General features: G+C 56.6%; 20 protein-coding genes. 9 read left to right on the forward strand and 11 right to left on the reverse strand.

The window, feature by feature from the left end; translation table 11 throughout:
- Positions 1–112: 112 nt before the first annotated feature.
- From msbA to adk, 3 genes are all read right to left on the reverse strand, one after another.
- Positions 113–1,927, reverse strand: a complete 1,815-nt coding sequence (gene msbA / locus ACO6EE_RS02960; RefSeq protein WP_485959110.1) for a lipid A export permease/ATP-binding protein MsbA — start codon at positions 1,925–1,927, stop codon at positions 113–115.
- A 174-nt stretch (positions 1,928–2,101) separates the two neighbouring features.
- A complete protein-coding gene (locus ACO6EE_RS02965) occupies positions 2,102–2,620 on the reverse strand; it encodes a CNP1-like family protein (RefSeq protein WP_485959112.1) in 519 nt (172 codons plus the stop codon).
- Between the two features lie 83 nt (positions 2,621–2,703).
- Positions 2,704–3,351 (reverse strand): adenylate kinase, encoded by a 648-nt coding sequence (gene adk / locus ACO6EE_RS02970; RefSeq protein WP_485959113.1) that lies wholly within the window; start codon positions 3,349–3,351, stop codon positions 2,704–2,706.
- A gap of 216 nt (positions 3,352–3,567) precedes the next feature.
- Between adk and ACO6EE_RS02975 the strand changes: the two genes are divergently transcribed.
- From ACO6EE_RS02975 to rpsU, 3 genes are all read left to right on the forward strand, one after another.
- The gene (locus tag ACO6EE_RS02975; protein ID WP_485959115.1) at positions 3,568–4,713 is read left to right on the forward strand and encodes a M14 family metallopeptidase; all 1,146 of its coding nucleotides are present in this window, start codon (positions 3,568–3,570) and stop codon (positions 4,711–4,713) included.
- Entirely contained in the window at positions 4,710–5,501 is a 792-nt protein-coding gene (gene pgeF / locus ACO6EE_RS02980) for a peptidoglycan editing factor PgeF (RefSeq protein ID WP_485959116.1), read from the forward strand. Before ACO6EE_RS02975 ends, pgeF begins: the two co-directional genes overlap by 4 nt.
- A 331-nt stretch (positions 5,502–5,832) precedes the next feature.
- Positions 5,833–6,045: a 30S ribosomal protein S21 gene (rpsU, locus tag ACO6EE_RS02985; RefSeq protein WP_023886457.1), complete on the forward strand. Its 213-nt coding sequence runs from the start codon at positions 5,833–5,835 to the stop codon at positions 6,043–6,045.
- 341 nt (positions 6,046–6,386) lie between these two features.
- Here the strand turns inward: rpsU and ACO6EE_RS02990 are convergent, their stop codons facing one another.
- The 8 genes from ACO6EE_RS02990 to clpS form a co-directional block, all read right to left on the reverse strand.
- On the reverse strand, positions 6,387–7,730 hold the full coding sequence (locus tag ACO6EE_RS02990; protein ID WP_485959118.1) for a DUF58 domain-containing protein: 1,344 nt from the start codon (positions 7,728–7,730) through the stop codon (positions 6,387–6,389).
- 9 nt (positions 7,731–7,739) lie between these two features.
- Complete coding sequence (locus tag ACO6EE_RS02995) at positions 7,740–8,744, reverse strand: AAA family ATPase (protein WP_485959120.1); 1,005 nt, start codon at positions 8,742–8,744, stop codon at positions 7,740–7,742.
- 150 nt (positions 8,745–8,894) lie between these two features.
- Positions 8,895–10,259, reverse strand: coding sequence for a DUF4350 domain-containing protein (locus ACO6EE_RS03000; protein ID WP_485959122.1), 1,365 nt, complete (start codon positions 10,257–10,259; stop codon positions 8,895–8,897).
- Entirely contained in the window at positions 10,256–11,806 is a 1,551-nt protein-coding gene (locus ACO6EE_RS03005) for a DUF4129 domain-containing protein (RefSeq protein ID WP_485959124.1), read from the reverse strand. Before ACO6EE_RS03005 ends, ACO6EE_RS03000 begins: the two co-directional genes overlap by 4 nt.
- On the reverse strand, positions 11,803–12,783 hold the full coding sequence (locus ACO6EE_RS03010) for a stage II sporulation protein M (RefSeq protein ID WP_485959125.1): 981 nt from the start codon (positions 12,781–12,783) through the stop codon (positions 11,803–11,805). Before ACO6EE_RS03010 ends, ACO6EE_RS03005 begins: the two co-directional genes overlap by 4 nt.
- Positions 12,780–13,553, reverse strand: a complete 774-nt coding sequence (locus ACO6EE_RS03015) for an RDD family protein (RefSeq protein WP_485959127.1) — start codon at positions 13,551–13,553, stop codon at positions 12,780–12,782. The genes ACO6EE_RS03010 and ACO6EE_RS03015 overlap by 4 nt, the downstream gene beginning before the upstream one ends.
- 445 nt (positions 13,554–13,998) lie before the next feature.
- Positions 13,999–16,296: an ATP-dependent Clp protease ATP-binding subunit ClpA gene (gene clpA / locus ACO6EE_RS03020; RefSeq protein ID WP_485959129.1), complete on the reverse strand. Its 2,298-nt coding sequence runs from the start codon at positions 16,294–16,296 to the stop codon at positions 13,999–14,001.
- A 3-nt stretch (positions 16,297–16,299) separates the two neighbouring features.
- Positions 16,300–16,605 (reverse strand): ATP-dependent Clp protease adapter ClpS, encoded by a 306-nt coding sequence (gene clpS / locus ACO6EE_RS03025; protein WP_485959131.1) that lies wholly within the window; start codon positions 16,603–16,605, stop codon positions 16,300–16,302.
- Between the two features lie 449 nt (positions 16,606–17,054).
- Here clpS and ACO6EE_RS03030 point away from each other — a divergent pair, with 449 nt between their 5' ends.
- From ACO6EE_RS03030 to ACO6EE_RS03055, 6 genes are all read left to right on the forward strand, one after another.
- Positions 17,055–17,258, forward strand: a complete 204-nt coding sequence (locus ACO6EE_RS03030) for a cold-shock protein (RefSeq protein ID WP_003822547.1) — start codon at positions 17,055–17,057, stop codon at positions 17,256–17,258.
- Between the two features lie 251 nt (positions 17,259–17,509).
- Complete coding sequence (locus ACO6EE_RS03035) at positions 17,510–18,970, forward strand: DegQ family serine endoprotease (protein WP_485959132.1); 1,461 nt, start codon at positions 17,510–17,512, stop codon at positions 18,968–18,970.
- Positions 18,971–19,057: 87 nt separating this feature from the next.
- Positions 19,058–20,998 carry an ATP-binding cassette domain-containing protein gene (locus tag ACO6EE_RS03040; protein WP_485959134.1) on the forward strand — a complete coding sequence of 647 codons (1,941 nt, stop codon included), beginning with the start codon at positions 19,058–19,060 and terminating at the stop codon, positions 20,996–20,998.
- A gap of 1 nt (position 20,999) precedes the next feature.
- A complete protein-coding gene (locus ACO6EE_RS03045) occupies positions 21,000–21,509 on the forward strand; it encodes a hypothetical protein (RefSeq protein ID WP_485959135.1) in 510 nt (169 codons plus the stop codon).
- Positions 21,510–21,601: 92 nt separating this feature from the next.
- Positions 21,602–22,678: a peptide chain release factor 1 gene (gene prfA / locus ACO6EE_RS03050; protein ID WP_485959137.1), complete on the forward strand. Its 1,077-nt coding sequence runs from the start codon at positions 21,602–21,604 to the stop codon at positions 22,676–22,678.
- A 21-nt stretch (positions 22,679–22,699) separates the two neighbouring features.
- Positions 22,700–22,969: a hypothetical protein gene (locus tag ACO6EE_RS03055; protein WP_485959139.1), complete on the forward strand. Its 270-nt coding sequence runs from the start codon at positions 22,700–22,702 to the stop codon at positions 22,967–22,969.
- The last annotated feature ends 1 nt before the right edge of the window (position 22,970 follow it).

Raw genomic sequence — 22,970 nt, forward strand, 5'->3', positions numbered from 1 at the left:
GCCGGAATGTCGGCATTGCCATTCAATCTATGAAATATTTGCCTACAAGCATACTAAAAAGGCTACCTGAAAGATTTCAGGTAGCCTTTACTTTTACTCCTATGCAATAGCGCTAAAGCACGCCCGACAAGCTTTCGGCAGCTTCTGCCTGTTGCACCTGCTGCTCTTGCTGTTCGTGGAACTGCATGCGGTAGAGGTCGGCGTAGCGACCGCCTTTAGCAAGCAGCTCGGCGTGTTTGCCTTGCTCAACAATCCGGCCTTCGTGCATCACCACAATCTTATCGGCCTGCTCGATAGTAGAGAGGCGGTGTGCCACTACCAAAGTGGTACGCTGCTGCATGAGTTTGTCGAGCGCGGATTGCACCAAGCGTTCGGATTTGGTGTCGAGCGCGCTGGTGGCTTCGTCCAAAATCAGGATGGGCACGTTTTTCAGCAGGGCGCGGGCGATGGCGATGCGCTGACGCTGGCCGCCGGAGAGTTTGAGGCCGTTTTGGCCGATTTCGGTTTGCAAGCCCTGCGGCATAGCGGAGATAAATTCCCAGGCGTTGGCCGCTTTGGCCGCCGCTTCAATATCGGCAGGGTCGGCATCGAAACGGCCGTAGGCGATGTTTTCAGCCACCGTGCCGTTAAACAGCACCACGTCTTGACTCACCAGCGCCATTTGTTCGCGCAGGGAAGCCATGCTGTATTCGCGGATGTCGCGCCCGCCGATACGCACTTCGCCCGCGGTGGGATCGAAGAAGCGCGGCAACAGGTTGGCCAACGTGGTTTTACCGCAACCGGACGCACCAACCAAGGCCACTACGCTGCCGTTGGGAATGTGCAGGTTGATGTTATCGAGACTGTTGCGAGCAGCGCCTTCATAATAGTGGCTCACGTTTACCAATTCGATGTCGCCAGTATGCTCGCTGAGGGTTTCAGTGCCGTTATCGGGTTCAACCGGTTCGTCCAAAAAGCTGAATACACTCTCGGCGGCAGCCAGGCCGCGTTGCAGCGAGGAAGAAATGCCGGTCATGCGTTTGATAGGATCGAACATCATCAGCATAGCGGAGAGGAAGGACATGAAATCGCCGGCGCTAAACGAATCGGAAGCAGCGCGGGCGGCAGCCAAATAAAGGATGGCGGCCAGCGCGGTGGCAATCATCAGCTGGGTTACCGCCGTGCTGAAAGAGTTGGCGGCGGTTTGCTTCACGCCGTTGCGGCGCACGTTGATGGCGGTTTCATCGAAGCGGTTTTTCTCGTGTTCCTGCCCGCCATACACTTTAATCACACGCTCGCCGGTGATGCTCTCGCCCAACACCTGCGTCATCTGTCCGGCATATTGCTGGCTTTCACGCGAAAGTTGGCGCAGGCGTTTGCTCACCTGGCGCACGCACCAGGCCAGCACCGGAATCAGAATCAGTGTAATAATCGTGAGCTGCCAATCCAGATACAGCAGGAAACACAGCAAGCCCACTACGGTGATGCCGTCTTTGGCGGTGACGGTTACCACATTGAAGCCGGCCTCGGTAATCTGGCTGGCATCGTTCATGATGCGCGACATAATCCGCCCGCTACCGTGTTGGCTGAAATAGCCGGCAGGCAGCTTGAGCATTTTGGCAAACATTTCGCGGCGGATTTGCTGCACTAAATGGCCGGAGAGGTAGCTGGTGCTGTATTCGTTGATGAAGTTGAAAATACCGCGCAAGATAAACAGGCCGATAATCGCCAGCGGCACCCACCGCATGGCAGAGAGATTTTTCTCCACAAAGCCTTCGTTAATCAGCGGCTTGAGCAGCCATGCGAAAATCGGCCCGGTAGCGGCCACCACCACCATGCCGAGCACGGCCAGGGCGAAAATGCGCAGGTAGTTTTTCAGGTAGCCAAACAGGCGGCGGTATAAGGCCAGGCTGCTGGCTGTAGTGTGCGGAGTAGAAGACGAAGACATGGTGGCCTCTGTCGTTGAAAACGGCGATTGTAAGGCAAATCGGGGGCGGGCAACAATGTGGCAAGGCTGCTTTAGCAGGGTTTAACTTAAATTTGTGTCTGGCTGGAAAAAGGCTACCTGAAACCCAAACCGGTTTTCAGGTAGCCTTTATCTTGGCTTTAAGCGTTCACGGCGTCAATGCAGCCCACCCATGCTGCGGATACGCTGGTCGAGCTCTTGCGCGGTGAGGGCACGGCCATCGTTACAGAAAATCGCCATCAGGCGGCTGCGCACCGGGTCGTTGGCGTTCACATAGCTGTCGAACTTGCGCCATACATTATTGCGTGGAGCAATCCAGCGCCGGTTGGTGTTGTCACCAAAGGCGAAGGATCTGAGGTGGCGGTCGCCGCAGCGCATACCCTCATAACTCATATTCGGCTGCCCGCCCTGCGGCTGTACTGCCAGCACATAGCGCATGCTGCGGTCGGCAGCTTGTTGCACAGGCAGCTGCAGCCAAACTTTGTTGCGGTAGGTTGGGTTGATATACAGCTCAAACCACTCGCCTTGCTGCAAATCGGGATAAGCGGGCAGCACCACGGCTGCCTCTTCCCACGGCTTTTCCTCTTCCGGCGTGTAAGAGCGGTTTTCGCGCAATTCAGCCGAAGCGGCGGCGGAAAACGCTAATACGCAGGCTGCAAACCATAATTTTTTCATTGCTTTTCCTTTTTCAGGTAGCCTTTTGGTTTCAGGTAGCCTGCTATCACTTGGAGGCTACCTGAAAACCTCTTACTTCCTATTTATTTGCCTAAGGCAGACAACACCGCTGCTTTTACGGCTTCCACCGGCTGCGTACCGTCGATTTTGATGTAACGGGGTGCGTTGTCGCCGGTGAGCCGGCTGTAGAAACCGATGAGCACGGCGGTTTGTTTGTGGTACACATCCAGGCGGTTTTTCACGGTTTCCTCACGGTCGTCGTCGCGCTGGATCAGGTCTTCGCCGGTAACGTCGTCTTTACCTTCTACTTTAGGCGGGTTGTAGCGGATGTGGTAGGTGCGGCCGGAAGGCAGGTGCACACGACGGCCGGCCATGCGCTCGAGAATCACCGCATCGGGCACATCGATTTCCACCACCGCATCCAAGATCACATCGGCCTCTTGCACGGCTTCGGCCTGCGCCAGCGTGCGCGGAAAGCCGTCGAACAAGAAACCGTTTTTGCAGTCATCCTGCGCAATGCGCTCTTTCACCATGCCGATGATGATATCGTCGCGCACCAAGCCGCCCGCGTCCATAATCTTTTTGGCTTCCAAGCCCAGCGGCGTGCCAGCCTTAATGGCAGCGCGCAGCATATCGCCGGTGGAAATCTGCGGAATACCGAAAGCGGCGGTAATAAACTGCGCCTGCGTGCCTTTGCCCGCGCCGGGTGCGCCCAATAATAAAATTTTCATTGTCTCTTCCTTTAAAATCAATATAAAAGCACGGCAGCGGCACAATGCAAACAGGCTGCATGAAGCAATGCTGCCACCCAATCCGCTACACAGTTTAGAGCCCCTGCCGCAAAAAATCCAGTTTCCGCCGCCCTTTCCCCACCCTGCCTTCCCTAGAAAGGCTACCTGAAAAGCATTACAATCCCCGCTTCCCCTCCCCAAGTAGCGAGACCTGCCATGCCTAAAATCAGCAGCAACTTCGATGCCGGCGCCATCACTGTAATTGACAGTGCCGACAGTCAAAACATCCGCCTCACCCTGCGCGGCGACAATGCCGCCTCCTTCAGCCAGTGGTTTTATTTCCGCCTGCAGGGCGCGGCCTACCAACCTTGCCGTATCCGCATCGAAAACGCCGGCCAATCTAGCTACCCCGAAGGCTGGGAAGATTATCAGGCCACCGCCTCCTACGACCGCAGCAACTGGTTCCGCGTGCCCACCCGTTATGAAGACGGCGTGCTCACCATCGAACACACCCCGCTGGCCGGCAGCGTGTATTATGCCTATTTCGAGCCCTACTCCCACGAGCAGCACCTCAACCTCCTCGGCGACGCCCAAGGCAGCGGCCTGTGCCAAATCGACGACATCGGCAGCACCGCGCAAGGCCGCGACATCAACCTGCTCACCATCGGCCACCAAGCCGCCAGCGACCTCAAAATCTGGATTATCGCCCGCCAGCACCCCGGCGAAAGCATGGCCGAATGGTTTGCCGAAGGCCTGCTCTCCCGCCTGCTCGACCACCAGGACCCCACCGCCCGCGCCCTGCTCGACTGTGCTACCTTCTATATCGTACCTAATATGAACCCCGACGGCGCCGCCCTGGGCAACCAGCGCACCAACGCCGCCGGCGCCGACCTCAACCGCGAATGGCAACATCCCAGCCCTGAGCGTAGCCCCGAAGTGTATGCCGTGCGCCAGAAAATGCACGAAACCGGCGTAGATTTATTCCTCGACATTCACGGCGAAGAAGCCCTGCCCTACGTATTCGCCGCCGGCTGTGAAGGCAATCCTTCCTATGATGCACGCCTCGCCGCACTCGAAGCCGCCTTCAAAACCGCCCTGCGCCAAGCCAGCCCCGACTTCCAAGACGAATACGGCTACCCCAAAACCTCTCCCGGCCAAGCCAACCTCTCCATTGCCAAATCCTACGTGGGCGAAACCTTCGGCTGTCTCTCCTACACCCTTGAAATGCCCTTTAAAGACAACATCAACCTGCCCGACGACGACTTCGGCTGGAACGGCCAACGCTCCCTGCGCCTGGGCGAAGCCATCCTTAGCGCCATCCTCGCCGTCTGCCCGCAACTGCGCTCGGATAAAACCGCATGAACGGCCAATTCCCCGCCAACAGTTTTGCCTCCAGCCTAGGGCTACCTGAAATTTCAGGTAGCCTCCTGCACGCCGATTGGCCCGCGCCCAGCAATGTCCACACCTTGATTACCACCCGCCAAGGCGGCATCAGCCAAGGCCGTTTCGCCAGCTTGAACGTGGGTGACCATGTGGGCGACGATCCCGCCGCCGTAGCTGAAAACCGCCGTCGCGTACAGGCGCACGTTCCCCTGCCGCTGGCCTATTTGCGCCAAGTACACAGTAATCGCGTCGTGGCCGCCGCCGCAAGCCTCAATGCCCCGCCGGAAGCCGATGCCGCTTTCGACCGCAGCCGCCGCGCCGCCTGCGCCGTCATGACTGCCGACTGCCTGCCCGTACTCCTCTGCGACCATGCCGGCAGCGTGGTGGCCGCTGCCCACGCCGGCTGGCGCGGCCTTGCCGGCGGCGTGTTGGAAAATACCATCGCCGCCATGCAGGCCGACCCGGCCGACCTCCTCGCCTGGCTCGGCCCCGCCATCGGCCCTGACGCTTTTGAGGTGGGCGGCGACGTTTTAGCTGCCTTCACCCAGGCCGACCCCGCTGCCGAAGCCGCTTTCGAACATATCGGCAGCGGCAAATATCTGGCCGATATCTACCTGCTCGCCACCCAAACCCTACGCCGTGCCGGCGTTAGCCAAATCTACGGCGGCCAGCATTGCACCGTGCTCGAGCGCGACCGCTTTTTCTCCTACCGCCGCGACGGCCAAACCGGCCGCATGGTCAGCGCCGTGTGGCTTAGCCCAGAGTAAGCGGGCAAAGGCTACCTGAAAGCCCATGCTGCCGATTTAAACCAAGCATGGGCTTTGTCGCGAAACACTTATTCTCTCATACGCCGCTACTGCCTTTCCCTGCTTGACAAATCCGGCCGTAGCCGCCATAATTCGCGCCTTTATATGCAGCCCTTTCTGCTGCCTAATATTTTGGCGCACCTCCTAATCGGTGCAGCCGCCCCGATTAGGAGGTGATTGTTTCCACCCCGGCTCTTCTTATCCGGCCCGCACCAACCTGTGCAAAAGTGATAAATCAAACCATTTTTCCCGGGCACAGCTGCCCGGCAACAGATATTTTAAGGATGACAAAATGCCTTCTATTCGCGTAAAAGAAAACGAACCGTTTGAAGTAGCCATGCGCCGTTTCAAGCGCTCTATCGAAAAAACCGGCCTGCTCACCGAGCTGCGTGCCCGTGAGGCCTACGAAAAACCGACTACTGAGCGCAAACGCAAAAAAGCCGCTGCAGTAAAACGTTTGCAAAAACGCCTGCGCAGCCAACAGCTGCCGCCGAAACTGTACTAATCTTTCGAGAAACAAACACAGCCCGTTATCACAACCGGCTGTGTTTTTCTTTACCCATATCAACCAGAAAGGCTACCTGAAAATTTCAGGTAGCCCTCTATTACAACCCGACAGCACTGCAAAGATGTTGCTGCAACAATCCAATCTGCATCAACTGCAAGCCTTGCAGGAGCAACACATACTCAGCTCATACCCTGATGCATTGGCTAAAAAATTTCAGGTAGCCTCTTTAATGTTTGAGGCTACCTGAAATTTTGCAGCGAACACCAAGTATCAATTTACGGCTTACCGCCCCTTGCCAGCCCTACACAGGGAAAGGAAATACTTCCAGCTAGCCCGCCCTACCATGCCTGGCGGCGTTTGAGCTGGAGGTAGCGGTTGATCAGTTCGGTGCTCAGTTGGTTGGGCAAAACATTGATGGCGTTGATACGGGCGGCATCAAAGTGGCGGATGGCTTCGGCCACATGGCTTTCGTATTGCAGGGCGCCGAGGTAGGCTTGGGCGTCTGCTTCGTTGCGCACGGGCTGTTGGCGCACTTCTTCAGGCGCCAGCGGACGCAGGCCGCCGAACAAAACCATGTGGTGTTTGCGCAGGCGCTGGATGTGTTGCAGCAGATGGCGGCTGTCTTCGTGGTTCAAATGGGAGAGCACTACCACGAGGGCGCGGCGTTTCTGTTTTTGCAGCAATAAGTTCACGGCGCTTTCAAAATCGGCAGCCTGCTGCGAGGGCTCGATATCGAATACGCCCTGCACCAGGCGGCCGAGCTGCTCCATGCCCTTGTGCGGCGGCACGAAGCGGGCCACGGGATGGGCGAAGGTGAGCAGGCCGGCGGCGTCGCCGTGCTTGAGCGCAGTGTAGGAAAGCAGCAGCATGGCCTGCAGGGCATGGTCGAAATGGCTTTTGCCTTCCATCTGCAGGCGCATATTGCGGCCGCAGTCGAGCAAGAAGATGAGCTGTTGGTCTTGCTCATCTTGATAGGTGCGCACAATGGGGCGGCTCATGCGGGAGGTGGCTTTCCAGTCGATATTGCGGATGTCGTCGCCATCTTGGTAGTCACGCAGTTGGTGGAAATCCTGGCCGATGCCTAGGCGGGGCAGTTTTTTCACGCCCACGAGGTTAAGCCAGCGCTGCAGGCCGATTAAATCGGCGCCGAGGATGCGACTGAAATCGGGCAGCACGTCCACTTTGCCAGGCAGCTCCTGCCGATGTCGCCGCTGCCATAGACCAAGTGGGCTGGCGAGCCAATATTCGATACCGGCAAATTCGGCACGGCCGCGCCGGCGCGGGGTGAGCTGATAGCGGATGGTGGAAAGGCGGCCGGGCCGCGTGTCGATAATCAGATGCGGGGTGTCGGTGTCCCAGTCGGGCGGGAACAGGTCGGCCACCAGGATGGTTTGCGGCTGCCGCCAGCGGCCTTTGGCCGGCGGGGTGAGCGTGAGTTCCACCTGGTGCGGCCGGCCTTGGATAAACTGGTGTGGCAGGCTGCGCTCCCAGCGCGGCTCGGGCTGGTGGCGCTGCCAGAAGGCATCAATCAGCGCTGCCAAGGCGAGCAGGACGGCGAGGCCGCCGGCGATGTATTGGACGATGCGGCCGTTATCTGCGTTCAGGTAGCCTATCAGCCAGCCGGCGATGCACACGGCAACGAGGGCGGCAAACAGCAGCACCAGCAGTCTGGATGGTCTCATGAATATGCCTTACAAGCGTGGGGCGGGCACAGAGGCGGCCAGTTCGTTCAATACCTGCTCCACTTGGATGCCTTCCATTTCCATCTGAGTGGAAAGTCGCACGCGGTGGCGCATGGCGGGCAGCCAAATGGCTTTGATATCGTCGGGGGTAACGAAATCGCGGCCAGCCAACAAGGCATAAGCGCGGGCACAGCTAATCAGAGCAATACCGGCACGCGGCCCGGCGCCCACGGATAAGGCAGGCCAGTCGCGGGTGGCAGCCACCAGGCGCACGGTGTAGTCGATAATCTGCGGATCAACGCCCACTTGCGCCACCAGTTTTTTCAGCTGCTCGATTTGCTGCGGCTGAAATACGTGCGCGGGCTGGCTGCTGCTGAGCAGGTCGTTGTTGCTGCTGTTGATCACGGCATTCAGCATACGCGCTTCGTCGGCCGGAGCGGGATAGCCAATCATCACTTTGAACATGAAGCGGTCGAGCTGGGCTTCGGGCAGCGGATAGGTGCCTTCCTGCTCAATCGGGTTTTGCGTGGCCAACACCATAAAGGGGCTGGGCAGATGATGGGTGTGGCCGTCGAGCGTTACGCTGCGCTCCTGCATCACTTCGAGCAGAGCCGATTGGGTTTTGGCCGGGGCACGGTTGATTTCGTCGGCGAGCAGCAAGTGGGTGAACACCGGACCTTGGCGCAGCTCGAAGCGGCTGTTTTGCGCATCGTAGCGATAGTGGCCGGTAACGTCGGATGGCATCAGGTCGGGCGTGAACTGGATGCGGCGGAATTCACCGGCGAAGGTTTGTGCCAGCGAGCGCACGAGCAGGGTTTTACCGGTGCCCGGTACGCCTTCGAGCAGCACATGGCCGCCAGCCAAGAATACAGTGAGCACTTCGTCCACCACCTGCTGCTGGCCGATAAGCACTTCGTTCAGCCGCGCGCGCAGCACTTGGATGGCGCGCACACCCTGCTGGATGGCGGGGTTGGTGCTGGCTTGGTGGGATTGGGAAAAATTGATGTCCGTCATCGAATCATCCTTTTACGTTGTTTGTTTCGTTGGTTAATCGGAGGTTTGGGTTTCAGGTAGCCTGTAGTTTGGAAGAGGCTACCTGAAAAATAAGTTGGTTCGGGCTACCTGAAACATGGTGCTCATCTTTTCAGGTAGCCTCCAACCACGCTAATACCACGAGCGGTTTATCTTGCGCACGATACGCTGGTGGGCGGCAAGCATTTGCAGCCAGTGCACCAAATTAACCTGTTCCGGCAAGGGTGTGAGCCAGGGCTCGACCACGGAGGGTGGCAGCTTGGTTTGGGCACACAAGAACTCCAGCTGTTTGCGGCTGCTCATCTGCTTCCAGGCCGGGTGGCGCTGCTGCAGGGCTTCGAGCAGGCGGCGCTGCATATCGCTGAGGATGGCGCGGCGGCTCAGGTGGCGGGTGAGGAACTGGCCTTGTGCGAGCAGGTGCTGGTTCAGGTAGCGTTCCGGCGCAGGCGGCAGTTGTTGCACCACACCCACACGCACCACAATACGCCATAGCAGTATGGCGGCAGCAGCCAAGGCTATGGCCAGCAGCACAGGCTGGCTTTTGAGCATTTTCCATATCATCGGCTCGGCGCTGTTGTAATCAGACGGATAAACTTTGTCGGCCAGTAAGATGCTGTCTTTTTCCTGCGCCAGATAAACGGCGAGGTAGGGGTGGTCGTAGAGAGCAAGGTGGTTGCGGTTGAAGTCGGGGCGGATCGGATTGACCAACCAGTTGTCATTCCAGGTGAGCAATACGCTGCCATCGCCGTAGCGCACACGGATGGTTTGTACAGCGCCGTAGGCATTTTTGCCTTGGAACAATACCAGTTTGCTGTCTTGTACCGCCCAGCCGCTAGTGCTGCTGTATTCGGCGCCGGTAAAGGTTTGGATGGTGACCCCTTCAGGTAACTGGATGCTGCTCAGGCCGGCATTGCAGTGCGGATCAATCTGCAAAGCAACTTCATCGCCAATTTGGCGGGCAGCTTCGCGGCGCTGCTCGGCAGCTTTCACACAGACTGGCAGATTGGGCAGGGTTTTAACATCGATTTCCTCCAACTCCACGGTGCCAATTTGCAAGTGGCGCAGCATGGTTTGACGGAAATTCAGCGTGTCTTCATCTTCGGCATTTCCAGGATTTCCATTTGCTTTCAGTGAGTTATCATCAGCATAACTGGGCAGCGCCATCACTAGGTGGTTGCCGCGCCCTACCCATTCCAGCAGGCGTTCGGCATCTTCCTTATCCCGCATGCGGTTGTCGGCCACAATCAGCAGGCGGTTATTGTCGTATGCATTAAGCTCGCTCAAGCCGAACAGGCTGCGTTCGTGCCGGATATTTTTCACACCATATCGGGTAAGCAGGGTTTTCAGACCATAGAGCTGCCCTTCACGCATTTCCTGCTGGGGATCAAGCGACTGCCAGGTTTTGCTTTCCTGCTTGGACAGGCCGGCGATGGCAATTACGCCGCCGATAAGCAATACAGCAATCAGACCGATGAGGATGGAACGACGGTTTTTCATGCCTTACCCTCCCCAGCGGCACGCAGGCTACCTGAAAATTCCTGTTCCCCGCCGGCAAACACTCGCCGGTATTGGCGGCATAGGCTGTGCACCGCTTCCCGCTCCGGCAAGCGGTGGGCATAGGCCAGCTCTACCCAGTTATCGGTGAGCGGCTGCCAGTAGTCCAAAAGCTGCGGCTGGCGCTGGCGCACACGTTTAAGCACTTGGCCTTCGGTGTCGCTGCTGCGCAGCGGCAGGCCGTATCGGCGGCTGATTTGCGAGAGGCTGGCGCGATAAAGCAGGCTCATGGCGGCGCGCGGGTCGCGTTCGTATTCGGCCAGCACGGCGGAAGCCACGTCGTTGGGCAGGCTTTCGGGCGTAATTTTCATGCCGAACAAGGTTTCCGGCACTTCTTCTCCCTGGCTCAAGCCGAAACCACCGTTGGCTTGATACCACCGGTATAAAATCCACAATATCAAGGCCAGCAGCAGGCCGATTAGGGCATACATCAGGGCGTTAAACCAAGCCGGCGATGGGGTTTTCACATCAGGCAGCTCCAGCTGCTGGCGCGACGCAGCATCGTCGTCTTTATCGCATTTGAACCAGCAGTATTCGGTTTTGGTTTTAATGCTTTGAAACGGCGCTTTACGCAGAGTGTTATCACGGATTTGCTCCACCTTTTCACGCTGGGGCAGCGGCTCGGCGTGCAGGCTACCTGAAAAACTGAAGCCGATAAACACAGCCAAGGCCAATGCCCACAACGCACTGCTGCTGCCCAACAGGCGGTCTTGGATTTTGCGTGCGGCCAAGCGGATGTCCCAGCCTTCAGCCTTGGTACGGGCATTCAGATAGAGCGTAAAGCCGCAGGCCACATAAATCGGCCCCCAGAAACACAGCAGCAGCACATAAATGCCGTTGAGCAAATGCTGAAAAATCAAACCTTCGCCGGAAGACACCAAAGCCTCGATCTGCTGCAAAGCATCAGTGGAGCGCGCCCCGCCGAACGGACCGGCCACGATATTTTGCGCCGGATCGCCCGTCCACAGCCAAAACAGCATCGCAAGCAGGCCAAAAGCCAAGATACTTTCCAGATGGATGCCGAAAAATGCCAACCAGCTGGCTGCACCGCCGCTTTGGCGCGACAATTCATTACAGCGGCGCTGATGCGCCTTGCCGCTCAAGCCCTCCAAGAGCGTAACCGGTAACACCAGGCTGCGGCGCATGCTGAAGCGCCGCCAGGTTAAATCACCAATCAAGCGCGGCCGCCACATCTGCCTAAACGCCGTGCGCACGCATTGCCGGTATGGCGGCAGCGGCTCGAACACCTGCTGCGACATCAGCCACAGCACCGGCGCTTCAAACAGCGGCTTCAGCCACCACACCAAAAAACCGCCCCATTCAGGCTGCTGCCAGCACAAAGCCAGAACCAAGACATACACCGGTAGTGACAAGGTGGCCCACACCGCCATATACAGTGCCGGCCGCTCTTGAAATAGGCGTGAACCCAAATCCAAAGCCTCCCAGCCGCTGCGCGGGCGGAAATTCAGGCGGGTTTCCCAAATATTCATGCTGTCCTCCTGCCCGCATACAGCAGATAGGCATACACCAACAGCCACATGGCCACGGAAACAATATATTTCAAAATCATCGGAATACTGGTAATCGGCGACCAAAAACCTTCAATAAACGCAGCAATAAACAGCATCAGGAAGCCGCCATTCATCAGCCCAACAGCCTGTTTACCCTGAAGGCGCAAGGCATCGCGCCGCGACAAGCCTTGTGGCTTGAGCAGCGCCAAACCCAACCGCAGGCCGCCTGCCGCAGCCATCACGATGCCGGTGAGCTCAAATGCGCCGTGCGCACCCACAAACGAGAAAAAGGCCGGCCCGGCCGGATCGCGGGTCATATAGCCCATTGCCCCGCCGATTACCCAACCATTCGTCACCGTGAGATACACCGTGCCCAAACCAAACAGAATGCCGCTGGCAAAACTTTGAAACGCGATGGTTATATTATTAAAAATATAAAAACCGGCCATCAAAAAGTTTCTCCACGCCTCGCGGTTGGTACCCTCACTATACTGATCCAGCATCTCTTTATAGCTATCCGCCAATTGCGGACCATGTTGTAAGCCTTCAATTTTGTCCACACTGTCGGGATAAAACGCCGTGAGCAGGAAAGCCACGACAAACGGCAGGTAAAACAGCGCATGCGCCAGCCAGACCAATTTTTTCTCACGCCGCACCAGCTGCGGGAAGCCCTGCATCACGAAATCGCGACAACGTACCCACAACGATACCTGCTGTCCCACATACAAAAGCTGGTGCGCGCGTTCGCACAGATATTGCAGATAATCGGTGAGGCCACCGGAATAGCAGCGATCGGTGGCCACCGCCAAATGGTGGCAAACCGTGCGGTAGTCCTGCATAAACAAAGCGGTTTTCTGCGCACTCAGGCTGCCACGCCGTTTTTCCAGCTGCTGCAAATCCTGCTCGAACGTGCGCCAAAATGCCTGATGCTGTTCTTCAAAAAACAGTTGCCTCACACCGCCTCCTTCCGCTGTTCACCCGCGTAATATTTGGCCAAACCCAATATCAACCGCTCGGCGCCGCGTTCGTCTTCCTGTTGGCCGAAAATCGCCCCCACCATCATCTGTGCCAACTCGCCGGTACGCGCCGCGCTCAAATGGCGGCGGCGTTCAACAAAGCTCAAAATTGCCTGTTGTTCCTCGCGTGTAAGCGCCACGGGCGGGGTAATCGCTTCAATATTGCCTAAATCCATACGCTCAGCCTGCCCGCGCGTTTTATCCACATACACCACTACCGTAGAAGCCATAATATCGCCCAAGCGGCGACCGTAAGGATTGCACAGGCCGCAGATCATGCCGATACCATAGAAAAACGGCAGGCTGTCAAACACACGCAGCAGGTTGCGCAGCAACGAAGCAGACCAGGAGATATGCGTGCCGTTATCGTTGATCACACGTAAACCGAAGATTTTCTTACCCGGCGTCTGCCCGTTCCAGCACACTTCAAACACCACGAAATACAACCACAGTGTGAAGAAAATATTAACAAATAGCAGAAAGAAGAACAGGCCTTGGGCGATATTGCCGTCATCACCGCCATTCGTACCAGAAAAGATAAATGCAAACAGCATAGTGGAGAGCATCAGCCAAATACCGCGGAGAATAAAATCAACAAACCAAGCGCGCGAACGGGCAAACACCGAAGCCGGACGCAGATAAATATCAATGGCTTCCGGTGTTTCAACTTTGAGCAGGGTATCCAGCCGCGAGAGAATGGGTTCAGACATAATGAGAGGCTTGCCAAACGAAATGAAGGGTGGCCAAGAAAATGACGAACTTTGCCCGAAAGACGGGGGTTTGGCAAGCCCCCAGCAGGTGGGTAAAACTGCTTACAGACAATTTTTATGCGGGATGACTGTGTGGGGATAGGATAGAAGAAAAGGTTACCTGAAACACAATAGCGCAATTTCTGCGAACCACTCTTCAGGTAGCCTTTAAATATCAACCAGCACCAACTTTTCTTCCTACCAGCAAGCTACCTGAAAACAAAACTTCAACGAAGCGAAAACAAAGAGATAGCTGTCTTGAAGCCAATCTTCAGGTAGCCTAAGCACAGTACAGGCTACCTGAAAATATCCGCTTCAATGCAGTCAAATTATCGCCCTCAAAAGAAGCTGAGCATTCCTTAAGAAACTACAATACGCTTACACTACAAACCATATCTGCCCTGTATCAACCGTTGGCATCCGCCACTTTGCCTCGCTTGGCTTTGGCGGCAGAGAAGGCAAGGGTAACTTTGTCAGTCTTGGCATCGTAGCCGATGGTTACCTCACCGCCTTTGCTTAAGCGGCCAAAAAGCAGCTCGTCGGCGAGCAGGCGGCGGATTTTGTCTTGAATCAGCCGTTGCATGGGGCGGGCACCCATTTGCGGATCAAAGCCCTGCTCGGCCAAGTAGCTGCGCAGGCCGGTGGTAAAATGGGCTTCCACATTCTTGGTCAACAGCTGCTGCTCCAGGGCAAGCAGGAATTTGTCAGTTACTTTGGCGATGATTTCGGTGTCCAATGGGGCGAAGGAAATCACAGCATCTAAGCGGTTGCGGAATTCTGGGGTAAAGGCTTTTTTCAGCGCATCGCCCTCATCGCCGCTCATGCGCTGGCGGGTGAAGCCGAGCACGGGGCGGCTGAGGCTTTCGGCACCGGCGTTGGTAGTCATGATCACGATGCCGTTACGGAAATCGGTTTTACGACCGTTGTTGTCAGTGAGTGTGCCGTAGTCCATGATTTGCAACAGGATATTGTGCACATCGGGGTGGGCTTTTTCGATTTCATCCAGCAGCAACACGCAGAAGGGCTGTTTGTTTACCGCTTCGGTGAGCAGGCCGCTCTGCTCAAAGCCAACGTAGCCGGGTGGCGCACCGATGAGGCGAGCCACGGCGTGGCGTTCCATGTATTCAGACATATCGAAGCGTTGCAATGGCACACCCAAAATATAGGCAAGCTGGCGTGCAACTTCAGTTTTGCCCACACCGGTGGGTCCGGAAAACAGGAAGCTGCCAATAGGCTTTTCTGCCGACCCCAGACCGGAACGGGACATCTTAATGGCGGCAGCCAATGCCTCGATAGCAGCATCTTGGCCGAACACCATGTTTTTCAGGTTGCGCTCCAAATGGCGCAACACTTCTTTATCGTCTTTGGATACGGTTTGCTCGGGAATGCGGGCAATTTTGGCCACCACTTCTTCAATCTGTGCGGCTTCAATCACTTTGCGCCGTTTATCACCGGGCAGGATACGTTGGGCGGCAGCGGCTTCGTCAATCAAATCGATGGCCTTATCGGGCAGGAAGCGGTCGTTCAGGTAGCGTACCGAAAGCTCGGCAGCAGCATTCAGGGCGTGCTGAGAAAAGCGGATTTGGTGGAAGTCTTCGAGCGCAGGTTGCAGGCCTTTAAGGATTTCTACGGTTTCGGCTACGCTGGGCTCGGGCACGTCGATTTTCTGGAAACGGCGGCTTAAGGCATGGTCCTTGGCGAAAATGGTGCGGTATTCATCATAGGTGGTGGCACCGATACAGCGCAGATGGCCTTTAGAGAGAGCCGGTTTGAGCAGATTGGAAGCATCCATGGTGCTGCCGGTGGTGCTGCCTGCGCCGATGATGGTGTGGATTTCATCAATAAATAGAATGGAATGCTCAATTTTGGCCAGCTCTTTGAGCACGGCTTTGATACGAGCCTCGAAGTCGCCGCGATATTTGGTGCCGGCCAAGAGCGAGCCCATATCCAGCGCAAACACAGTGGCGCCAGCGAGTGCATCAGGCACATCGCTGTGTTCCAAACGGTAGGCCAAGCCTTCAGCCAACGCTGTTTTGCCCACACCGGCCTCACCCACCAACAGCGGGTTGTTTTTGCGGCGGCGGCACAGGGTTTGCATGAGGCGCTCCAACTCCATGGCGCGGCCAACCAGCGGATCGATACGCCCTTCGCGTGCTTCAATATTAAGGTTGACGGTATATTTAGCTAGGGCATGACGGATAGGTTTGCCCTCTTCGCCACCTTCCTGCTCAACTTCGTCGCCTTTATCCGTTTCTGCTACGCGATCGGGCACGATGCCGTGCGCGATATAGTTGAGAATCTCGCTGCGGCCAATCGACTGCAAGCCCAGGAAATACACAGCATGGCTGTTTTTTTCCGACATAATCGCTACCAGTACATCCACCGGCTGCACTTGTCGTTTGCCTGCCGACTGCACATGCACAATCGCACGCTGAATCACGCGCTGGAAGCCGAGCGTAGGCTGGGTTTCGCTGCTGATCGGAGAATCCTCGGGCAACATCGGCGTGTTCTCTTCAATACTGATGGCCAGCTGTTCGGCCAAAACCGGGATGTTCGCACCGCAGCTTTTTAACACTGCCCGCACTTCGTCGCTCTCCTGCACCAGCGAGAGCAACAGGTATTCGATGCCGATAAATTCATAGCGCTGCATGCGCGCATCGGCATAAATCACCTGCAAAATGCTTTCCAATTCTTTTGACAACATGGCTCACACCTCCTCAACCGTACTCAGCAGCGGATGGCCGGCCTGCCGGGCAAGGTTTTGCACTTGCTGATGCTTGGTATCAGCAATATCTTTTTGATAAATACCGCACAAGCCTTTACCTTCGTGATGCACTTGCAACATCACCGCCTCTGCCCGATTTTCAGGTAGCCTGAAAATATCAGTAAGCAAACCGACCACAAAATCCATCGGTGTGTAATCATCATTCAGCAAAAATACACCGTATTTCTTGGGCGGTGGCGCGTTTTCTCGGACGACTTCTGGTCGGAGCGCCTGTTCGGTATCAGACATAACTTTAATTCTTCAAGATGTATTGTTGCAGTTGACTGAAGCCATTATTCCCCACCCATTGATAAAAAACCAATGCTGCTACATTGAAGATAACAACTTTAGCCATAAATCTGTTTTGAATTGTAAATCACCCTGATTTGTTGGTTGCCATTTTTACACAAACTAGCCGCAGGATGATGCCAGCAAATTATATTCAACCACACGATGAAATACAAAATAAGGGCAAACGCTCAGATTTCTGTCTTTTTTTTGCGATTTTTAACGTTATTATTCAAACATTACTTGACTGTTAATTCCAGCTGCGGGAAACTTACTCCCGCAAGCGCGGCAGGCCGGATAAATTGCTCTGGCTCGGCAGCTGAACAAACCGTTTTACCCAACACAGTCGTTTTCCTGCTTTGCCAACCCTGCTTTTTCTGATATTTTGTTTTTTAGATAGGATGTATTGTATGGCAACTGGTACTGTTAAATGGTTTAACGATGCTAAAGGTTTTGGTTTTATCACTCCCGATGAAGGCGGCGAAGATCTGTTTGCCCACTTCTCAGCCATCAACATGAATGGCTTCAAAACCCTGAAAGAAGGCCAGAAAGTTTCTTTTGAAGTAACCACCGGCCCGAAAGGCAAACAAGCCTCTAATATTCAGCCGGCCTAAGTAGCCGCTTATATGAAAAGACAGGTAATAACCTGTCTTTTTGTGCTTTCAGGCACCCCATCCAACTTAGTTAAAGGCTACCTGAAAACACATCTCAGCAAGACCACAGCCCAATATAGTTATTCCGCTCAGCTAAAATCCCTCACGGTCAACACATCCCGCCAAAGCAAGGCAACCTTGCCCGCCATAGCTAATTAAATGCTTTAGTTATACAATACCTACCCTCCTGCCAATACAATATTGTTGTTACCATGCCAAACACCACCCGCCCCCTCCTTTCCCTCCTGCTCGCCCTGCTGCTCTTAGGCGGATGCGGTAAAGAAGAAGCCCCCGCTAGCGACTCCGAGTTCGTCCGTACCGTGAGCGCGCCCGCAGGCGGTACTGATATGCTGCTGCCCGATTTCACCAAATTGGTTGAACAGGAAGGCGGTGCCGTGGTTAATATTCAAGCCAGCCGCACCAATGAAAACACCGCCCTAGCCGGTGGTGAAGATAATATCGACCAGCTGCCGGAAAACGACCCCTTCTCCGAATTTTTCAAACGCCTGCAGCCCAACCAAGCCGATTTAGTCGAGCCTGGTGACGACGAATACAATTTCGGCTCCGGCTTCCTCATTAGCTCCGACGGCTACATCCTCACCAATACCCATGTTCTCAGCGGCATGAACAGCATCAAAGTCGTGCTCAACAACCGCCGCGAATACACCGCCCGCCTAGTCGGCTCCGACACCCAAACCGACATCGCCCTGTTAAAAATCGACGCGCAAGGCCTGCCCACCGTCAAAATCGGTGATCCCAAAACCCTGCGTGTAGGCGAATGGGTAGCCGCCATCGGCGCACCCTTCGGCTTCGACAACAGCGTAACCGCCGGCATCGTTTCCGCCAAAGGCCGCAGCCTGCCCAATGAAAACTATACCCCTTTCATCCAAACCGACGTGGCCATCAATCCCGGCAATTCTGGCGGCCCACTGTTCAACCTGCGCGGGCAAGTGGTGGGCGTAAATTCCCAAATCTACAGCCAATCCGGCGGCTTTATGGGTATCTCTTTCGCCATCCCCATCGATGTGGCTATGAATGTGGCCGACCAGCTGCGCCGCAACGGCAAAGTTGAACGCGGCCGCATCGGCGTGGTGATTCAAGAAGTAAGCTTCGATTTAGCCCAATCCTTCGGCCTCCAAGCCGCCAACGGCGCACTGATTTCGCAGGTAACTCCCGGTGGCCCTGCCGACAAAGCCGGCCTCCAGCCCGGCGACATTGTGCAAAGTGTTAACGGCGAAAACGTGAAAGCCTCCAGCGACTTGCCCGTGCTCGTCGGCATGATGCCACCTGGCACCCAGCTCACCCTCGGCATTTGGCGCAACGGCAAACGCGAAGAAGTGCAAGTTACCCTCGGTTCTAGCAACACTGGCAGCGCCGATGCCGGCAACCAATCCGGCAGCGGCACCAATGCCGATAACGGCAGCAGCTTCACCTCCGAGCCTACCGGCCTGCAACTGCGCAGCCAAGGGCAAGGCCTATTGGTTTTGCAGGTTGAAGGCGCAGCCCAACAAGCCGGCCTACGGCGCGGCGACATCATCCTGATGGTAAACCGTACAGCCGTGAGCGACGAAAACAGCTTCAACCAAGCCCTCAACCACGCCGACCGTACCGTCGCCCTGCTCATCCAGCGCGGCAACAGCAAACTGTTTTTGGCGTTGGAACTACACCGTTAGCCGAACCACTCAGCAAAGGCTACCTGAAAAATATTTTTCAGGTAGCCTCTTCATCTAAAAAATTCAGATTCCCACATATCAAACAATATGGTAGAAATCAACCGCCTCACCCTGCAACGCGGCAACAAAGTCCTGCTCGAACAAGCCTCCGCCCGCATTGCCCCCGGCCGCCGGGTCGGACTCATCGGCAAAAACGGCAGCGGCAAATCCAGCCTGTTTGCCCTGATTAAAGGCGAAATCGGTGCCGACGCCGGCGACATCTACCTGCCCCCACATTGGAAACTCGCCGCCGTAGCGCAAGAAACCCCCGCTCTGGAAATCAGCGCACTGGATTATGTGTTGCAAGGCGATGCCGAGCTGCAAACTTTTCAGGTAGCCCTCAAGCAAGCCGAAGCGCAAAACGACGGGCACGCCATTGCCGAATGTCACGCCAAGCTTGAAGAAATTGGCGCCTACAGCGCCCCTGCCCGTGCAGCCAAGCTATTGAACGGTCTGGGCTTTAGCCAATCCGAACACAGCCGCCCCGTCAAAGCCTTTTCCGGCGGCTGGCGCATGCGCCTCAACCTTGCCCAAGCCCTCATGTGCCGCGCCGACCTGCTCCTGCTCGACGAACCCACCAACCACCTCGACCTCGAAACCGTATTGTGGCTGGAAAGCTACCTCTCCGCCCTGCCCTGCACCCAAATCATCATCTCCCACGACCGCGACTTCCTCAACGCCGCCACCAACCACACCATCGAGCTCGCCCAACGCCAGCTGCACAGCTACAGCGGCAACTACGACTTCTACCAGCAACAACGCGCCCAACGCCTTGCCAACCAGCAGACCGCCTACGTTAAACAGCAGGCGCACATCCAGCACCTCCAATCCTTTATCGACCGCTTCAAAGCCAAAGCCACCAAGGCCAAACAAGCCCAAAGCCGCGTAAAAGCCCTAGCCAAACTCGAGCTGGTTGCCCCCGCCCACCTCGACAGCAGCTTCAGCTTCTCCTTTCCCCCGCCCGAACACCTGCCCAATCCTCTGCTTAAGCTCGAACAAGTCGACCTCGGCTACGGCGGGCAAACCGTTCTGCACCAAATCACCCTCTCGCTCGAAAGCGGCGCCCGTCTCGGCCTGCTCGGCGTAAACGGCAGTGGCAAATCCACCTTGATTAAAGCCCTTTCAGGTAGCCTGGAGCCCCAAAGCGGCCAAATTATCCGTGCCGACAAACTCAAAATCGGCTATTTCGCCCAACACCAGCTCGACACCTTGCGTGCCGACCAAAGCCCGCTCTGGCACATTCAGCGCCTCAGCCCCGAAGCCAAAGAGCAAGACATCCGCAACTTCCTCGGCGGCTTCGACTTCGCCGGCGATATGGCCATCCAGCCCATCACCGGCTTTTCCGGCGGCGAAAAAGCCCGCCTCGCGCTGGCCGTTATCGTATGGCAGCAACCCAACCTGCTCCTGCTCGACGAGCCCACCAACCATCTCGACCTCGATATGCGCCACGCCCTCACCGTGGCCCTGCAAAGCTTCCAAGGCGCGCTCATCGTCGTTTCCCACGACAGAAGCCTGCTCGAAGCCACTACCGACAGCTTCCTGCTCATCGACCAAGGCTACCTGAAAACTTTCGAAGGCGACCTCAACGACTACCGCCGCCTGCGCCTGGCCCAAAGCAACCCGGAAGCCGCCCCGCCTCCTTCTGCCGCCGGCCAAAACCGCAAAGACGAAAAACGCCTCGCCGCCCAAATCCGCCAGCAACGCGCCCGGCGCGGCAAACCCATTCAGCAGAAAATCGAGAAAGCCGAACAGCTCATGGCCAAACTCAGCGCCGAGCAAGCCGAATGCGAAGCCTTCCTCGCCGATGAAGAAGCATATAAGGAACACAATAAAGCCAAATTGCACCAATACTTAGCCAAAACAGCCGAAGTCAAAGTACAATTAGCACAAATAGAAGAAGACTGGCTCGCCCTGCAAGAACAGCTCGAAGCCGTGTATCAGGCTGTCGAACAGGAATTCGGCCAGCAAACATTAGAAAAGGGAAAATAAAATGCAGAAAACTACATTACTTGCCATTTTCGCCCTAAGCTGCCTCAGCGCAGCTGCCGGCCCCGTTTATTCCTGCGGCAACGGCAGCTACAGCAGCAAACCAGGCCCCGGCTGCCAACGTGCCGACCTGCCCACCATCGGCCGCTATAGCGCCGCCCGACCGCGCCCTGCTCCTGCGCCCGTAGCCGCCGCACCTGCTCCGCAGCGCGCCGCTGCCGCCGGCAGCCAGCAAGCCGCCGTATATCATGCGCCCGCCCCGCAGCCCGTGGCCGCAGCCGCCCCTTCCGGCCGTACCAACAGCGGCCGGCGCATGATTCTCGAGCAAGAGCTGGCCAACGAGCGCCGTGCCCTGGCCACCGCGCAAAGAGCCCTCACCGAAAGCCGCACCATGCCCAAAGGCGACGGCGCAGCCTACCAGGCCCACCAAGCCCGCGTGAGCAGCCTGCAAAGCGACGTGCTCGACCGCCAGCAAAACATCCAAGCCCTGCAGCGCGAACTCAGCCGCATGTAGGCACGGCGGCAAACCCGGCCGCATTTGCTATAATCCTTTTCAGGTAGCCCCTATCGTTTGAGGCTACCTGAAAATTGTTTGAAAGAGCCCACATGAAACCCTCCGTTCTCGACAAACTCCAATCCCTCTCCGAGCGGCTCGAAGAAGTAACCGCCCTGCTCAGCACCCCCGAGGCCACCGCCGACATCAACCGCTTCCGCCAGCTCAACCAAGAGCACGCCGAGCTCACCCCCGTAGTGGAAACCTACCGCCAATACCGCCAAGCCGAAAGCGACCTTGCCGACGCCGAAGACATGCTGGCCGACCCCGAAATGAAAGACTTCGCCGCCGAAGAAATCGAAGCCGCCAAAGCCAAAATCGAAACGCTGGATACCGAGCTGCAAAAACTCCTGTTGCCCAAAGACGAAGACGACGGCAAAAATATCTTCCTCGAAGTCCGCGCCGGCACCGGCGGCGACGAAGCCGCCCTGTTTGCCGCCGATTTGCTGCGCATGTACACCCGTTATGCCGAGCGCAACCGCTGGCAGGTCGAAATCGTTTCCGCCAACGAAAGCGATTTGGGCGGCTACAAAGAAGTCATCGCCCGTATTGCCGGCATCGGCGCCTACGGCCGGCTCAAATTTGAAAGCGGCGGCCACCGCGTGCAACGCGTGCCCGCCACCGAAAGCCAAGGCCGCATCCACACCTCCGCCTGCACCGTGGCCGTGATGCCCGAAGCCGACGAGCTCGAAGAAATCCAGCTCAACCCCGCCGAACTGCGCATCGACACCTTCCGCGCATCCGGCGCCGGCGGCCAGCACATCAACAAAACCGACTCCGCCATCCGCATCACCCACCTGCCCACCGGCATGGTAGTAGAATGCCAAGACGGACGCAGCCAGCACGCCAATAAAGCCCAAGCCATGAAAGTGCTCGCCGCCCGCCTGAACGACAAACAAAAACGCGAAGCCCAGGCCAAAGAAGCTGCCGAACGCAAATCACTCATCGGCAGCGGCGACCGCAGCGAACGCATCCGCACCTACAACTACCCGCAAGGCCGCGTTACCGACCACCGCATCAACCTCACCCTGCACAAGCTCGACTTCGTGATGGACGGCGATATGGAAGAAATCACCAACGCCCTGATTGCCGAACACCAGGCCGAACTCCTGGCCACGATGGGAGACTAAATCCTGCAGGAAACGGCAAAATTGTTTGGATTAACATTCGGCGTATTGTTTTTGCGCGCCTTAATCGGCGGTATCGGCACAACTTTGCTTCTGTACACATCGTTTTCAGGCACATTTTTGCGCACGCTGTATCTCTGCTTTTTCGGCACGCTGCCGGTATTGGTGTTAGGCTATATCTCGGTGTATTTGAATGTCCGTCCTGGCTGGAAAATGGGCTTGCTGAAAGAAGTCGTACTGCTGATGGCGCTGCTGTTCGGCGTAAATGCCTGGAAGCTGGTGCAGAAGAAATAAA

This window comes from Eikenella sp. (genome assembly GCF_057315495.1).

Excerpts from the sequence above, each read along its gene's own strand:
- msbA (WP_485959110.1), bottom strand. The coding sequence starts at position 1,927 with ATGTCTTCGTCTTCTACTCCGCACACTACAGCCAGCAGCCTGGCCTTA.
- ACO6EE_RS02965 (WP_485959112.1), bottom strand. The coding sequence starts at position 2,620 with ATGAAAAAATTATGGTTTGCAGCCTGCGTATTAGCGTTTTCCGCCGCC.
- adk (WP_485959113.1), bottom strand. The coding sequence starts at position 3,351 with ATGAAAATTTTATTATTGGGCGCACCCGGCGCGGGCAAAGGCACGCAG.
- ACO6EE_RS02975 (WP_485959115.1), top strand. The coding sequence starts at position 3,568 with ATGCCTAAAATCAGCAGCAACTTCGATGCCGGCGCCATCACTGTAATT.
- pgeF (WP_485959116.1), top strand. The coding sequence starts at position 4,710 with ATGAACGGCCAATTCCCCGCCAACAGTTTTGCCTCCAGCCTAGGGCTA.
- rpsU (WP_023886457.1), top strand. The coding sequence starts at position 5,833 with ATGCCTTCTATTCGCGTAAAAGAAAACGAACCGTTTGAAGTAGCCATG.
- ACO6EE_RS02990 (WP_485959118.1), bottom strand. The coding sequence starts at position 7,730 with ATGAGACCATCCAGACTGCTGGTGCTGCTGTTTGCCGCCCTCGTTGCC.
- ACO6EE_RS02995 (WP_485959120.1), bottom strand. The coding sequence starts at position 8,744 with ATGACGGACATCAATTTTTCCCAATCCCACCAAGCCAGCACCAACCCC.
- ACO6EE_RS03000 (WP_485959122.1), bottom strand. The coding sequence starts at position 10,259 with ATGAAAAACCGTCGTTCCATCCTCATCGGTCTGATTGCTGTATTGCTT.
- ACO6EE_RS03005 (WP_485959124.1), bottom strand. The coding sequence starts at position 11,806 with ATGAATATTTGGGAAACCCGCCTGAATTTCCGCCCGCGCAGCGGCTGG.
- ACO6EE_RS03015 (WP_485959127.1), bottom strand. The coding sequence starts at position 13,553 with ATGTCTGAACCCATTCTCTCGCGGCTGGATACCCTGCTCAAAGTTGAA.
- clpA (WP_485959129.1), bottom strand. The coding sequence starts at position 16,296 with ATGTTGTCAAAAGAATTGGAAAGCATTTTGCAGGTGATTTATGCCGAT.
- clpS (WP_485959131.1), bottom strand. The coding sequence starts at position 16,605 with ATGTCTGATACCGAACAGGCGCTCCGACCAGAAGTCGTCCGAGAAAAC.
- ACO6EE_RS03030 (WP_003822547.1), top strand. The coding sequence starts at position 17,055 with ATGGCAACTGGTACTGTTAAATGGTTTAACGATGCTAAAGGTTTTGGT.
- ACO6EE_RS03035 (WP_485959132.1), top strand. The coding sequence starts at position 17,510 with ATGCCAAACACCACCCGCCCCCTCCTTTCCCTCCTGCTCGCCCTGCTG.
- ACO6EE_RS03040 (WP_485959134.1), top strand. The coding sequence starts at position 19,058 with ATGGTAGAAATCAACCGCCTCACCCTGCAACGCGGCAACAAAGTCCTG.
- ACO6EE_RS03045 (WP_485959135.1), top strand. The coding sequence starts at position 21,000 with ATGCAGAAAACTACATTACTTGCCATTTTCGCCCTAAGCTGCCTCAGC.
- prfA (WP_485959137.1), top strand. The coding sequence starts at position 21,602 with ATGAAACCCTCCGTTCTCGACAAACTCCAATCCCTCTCCGAGCGGCTC.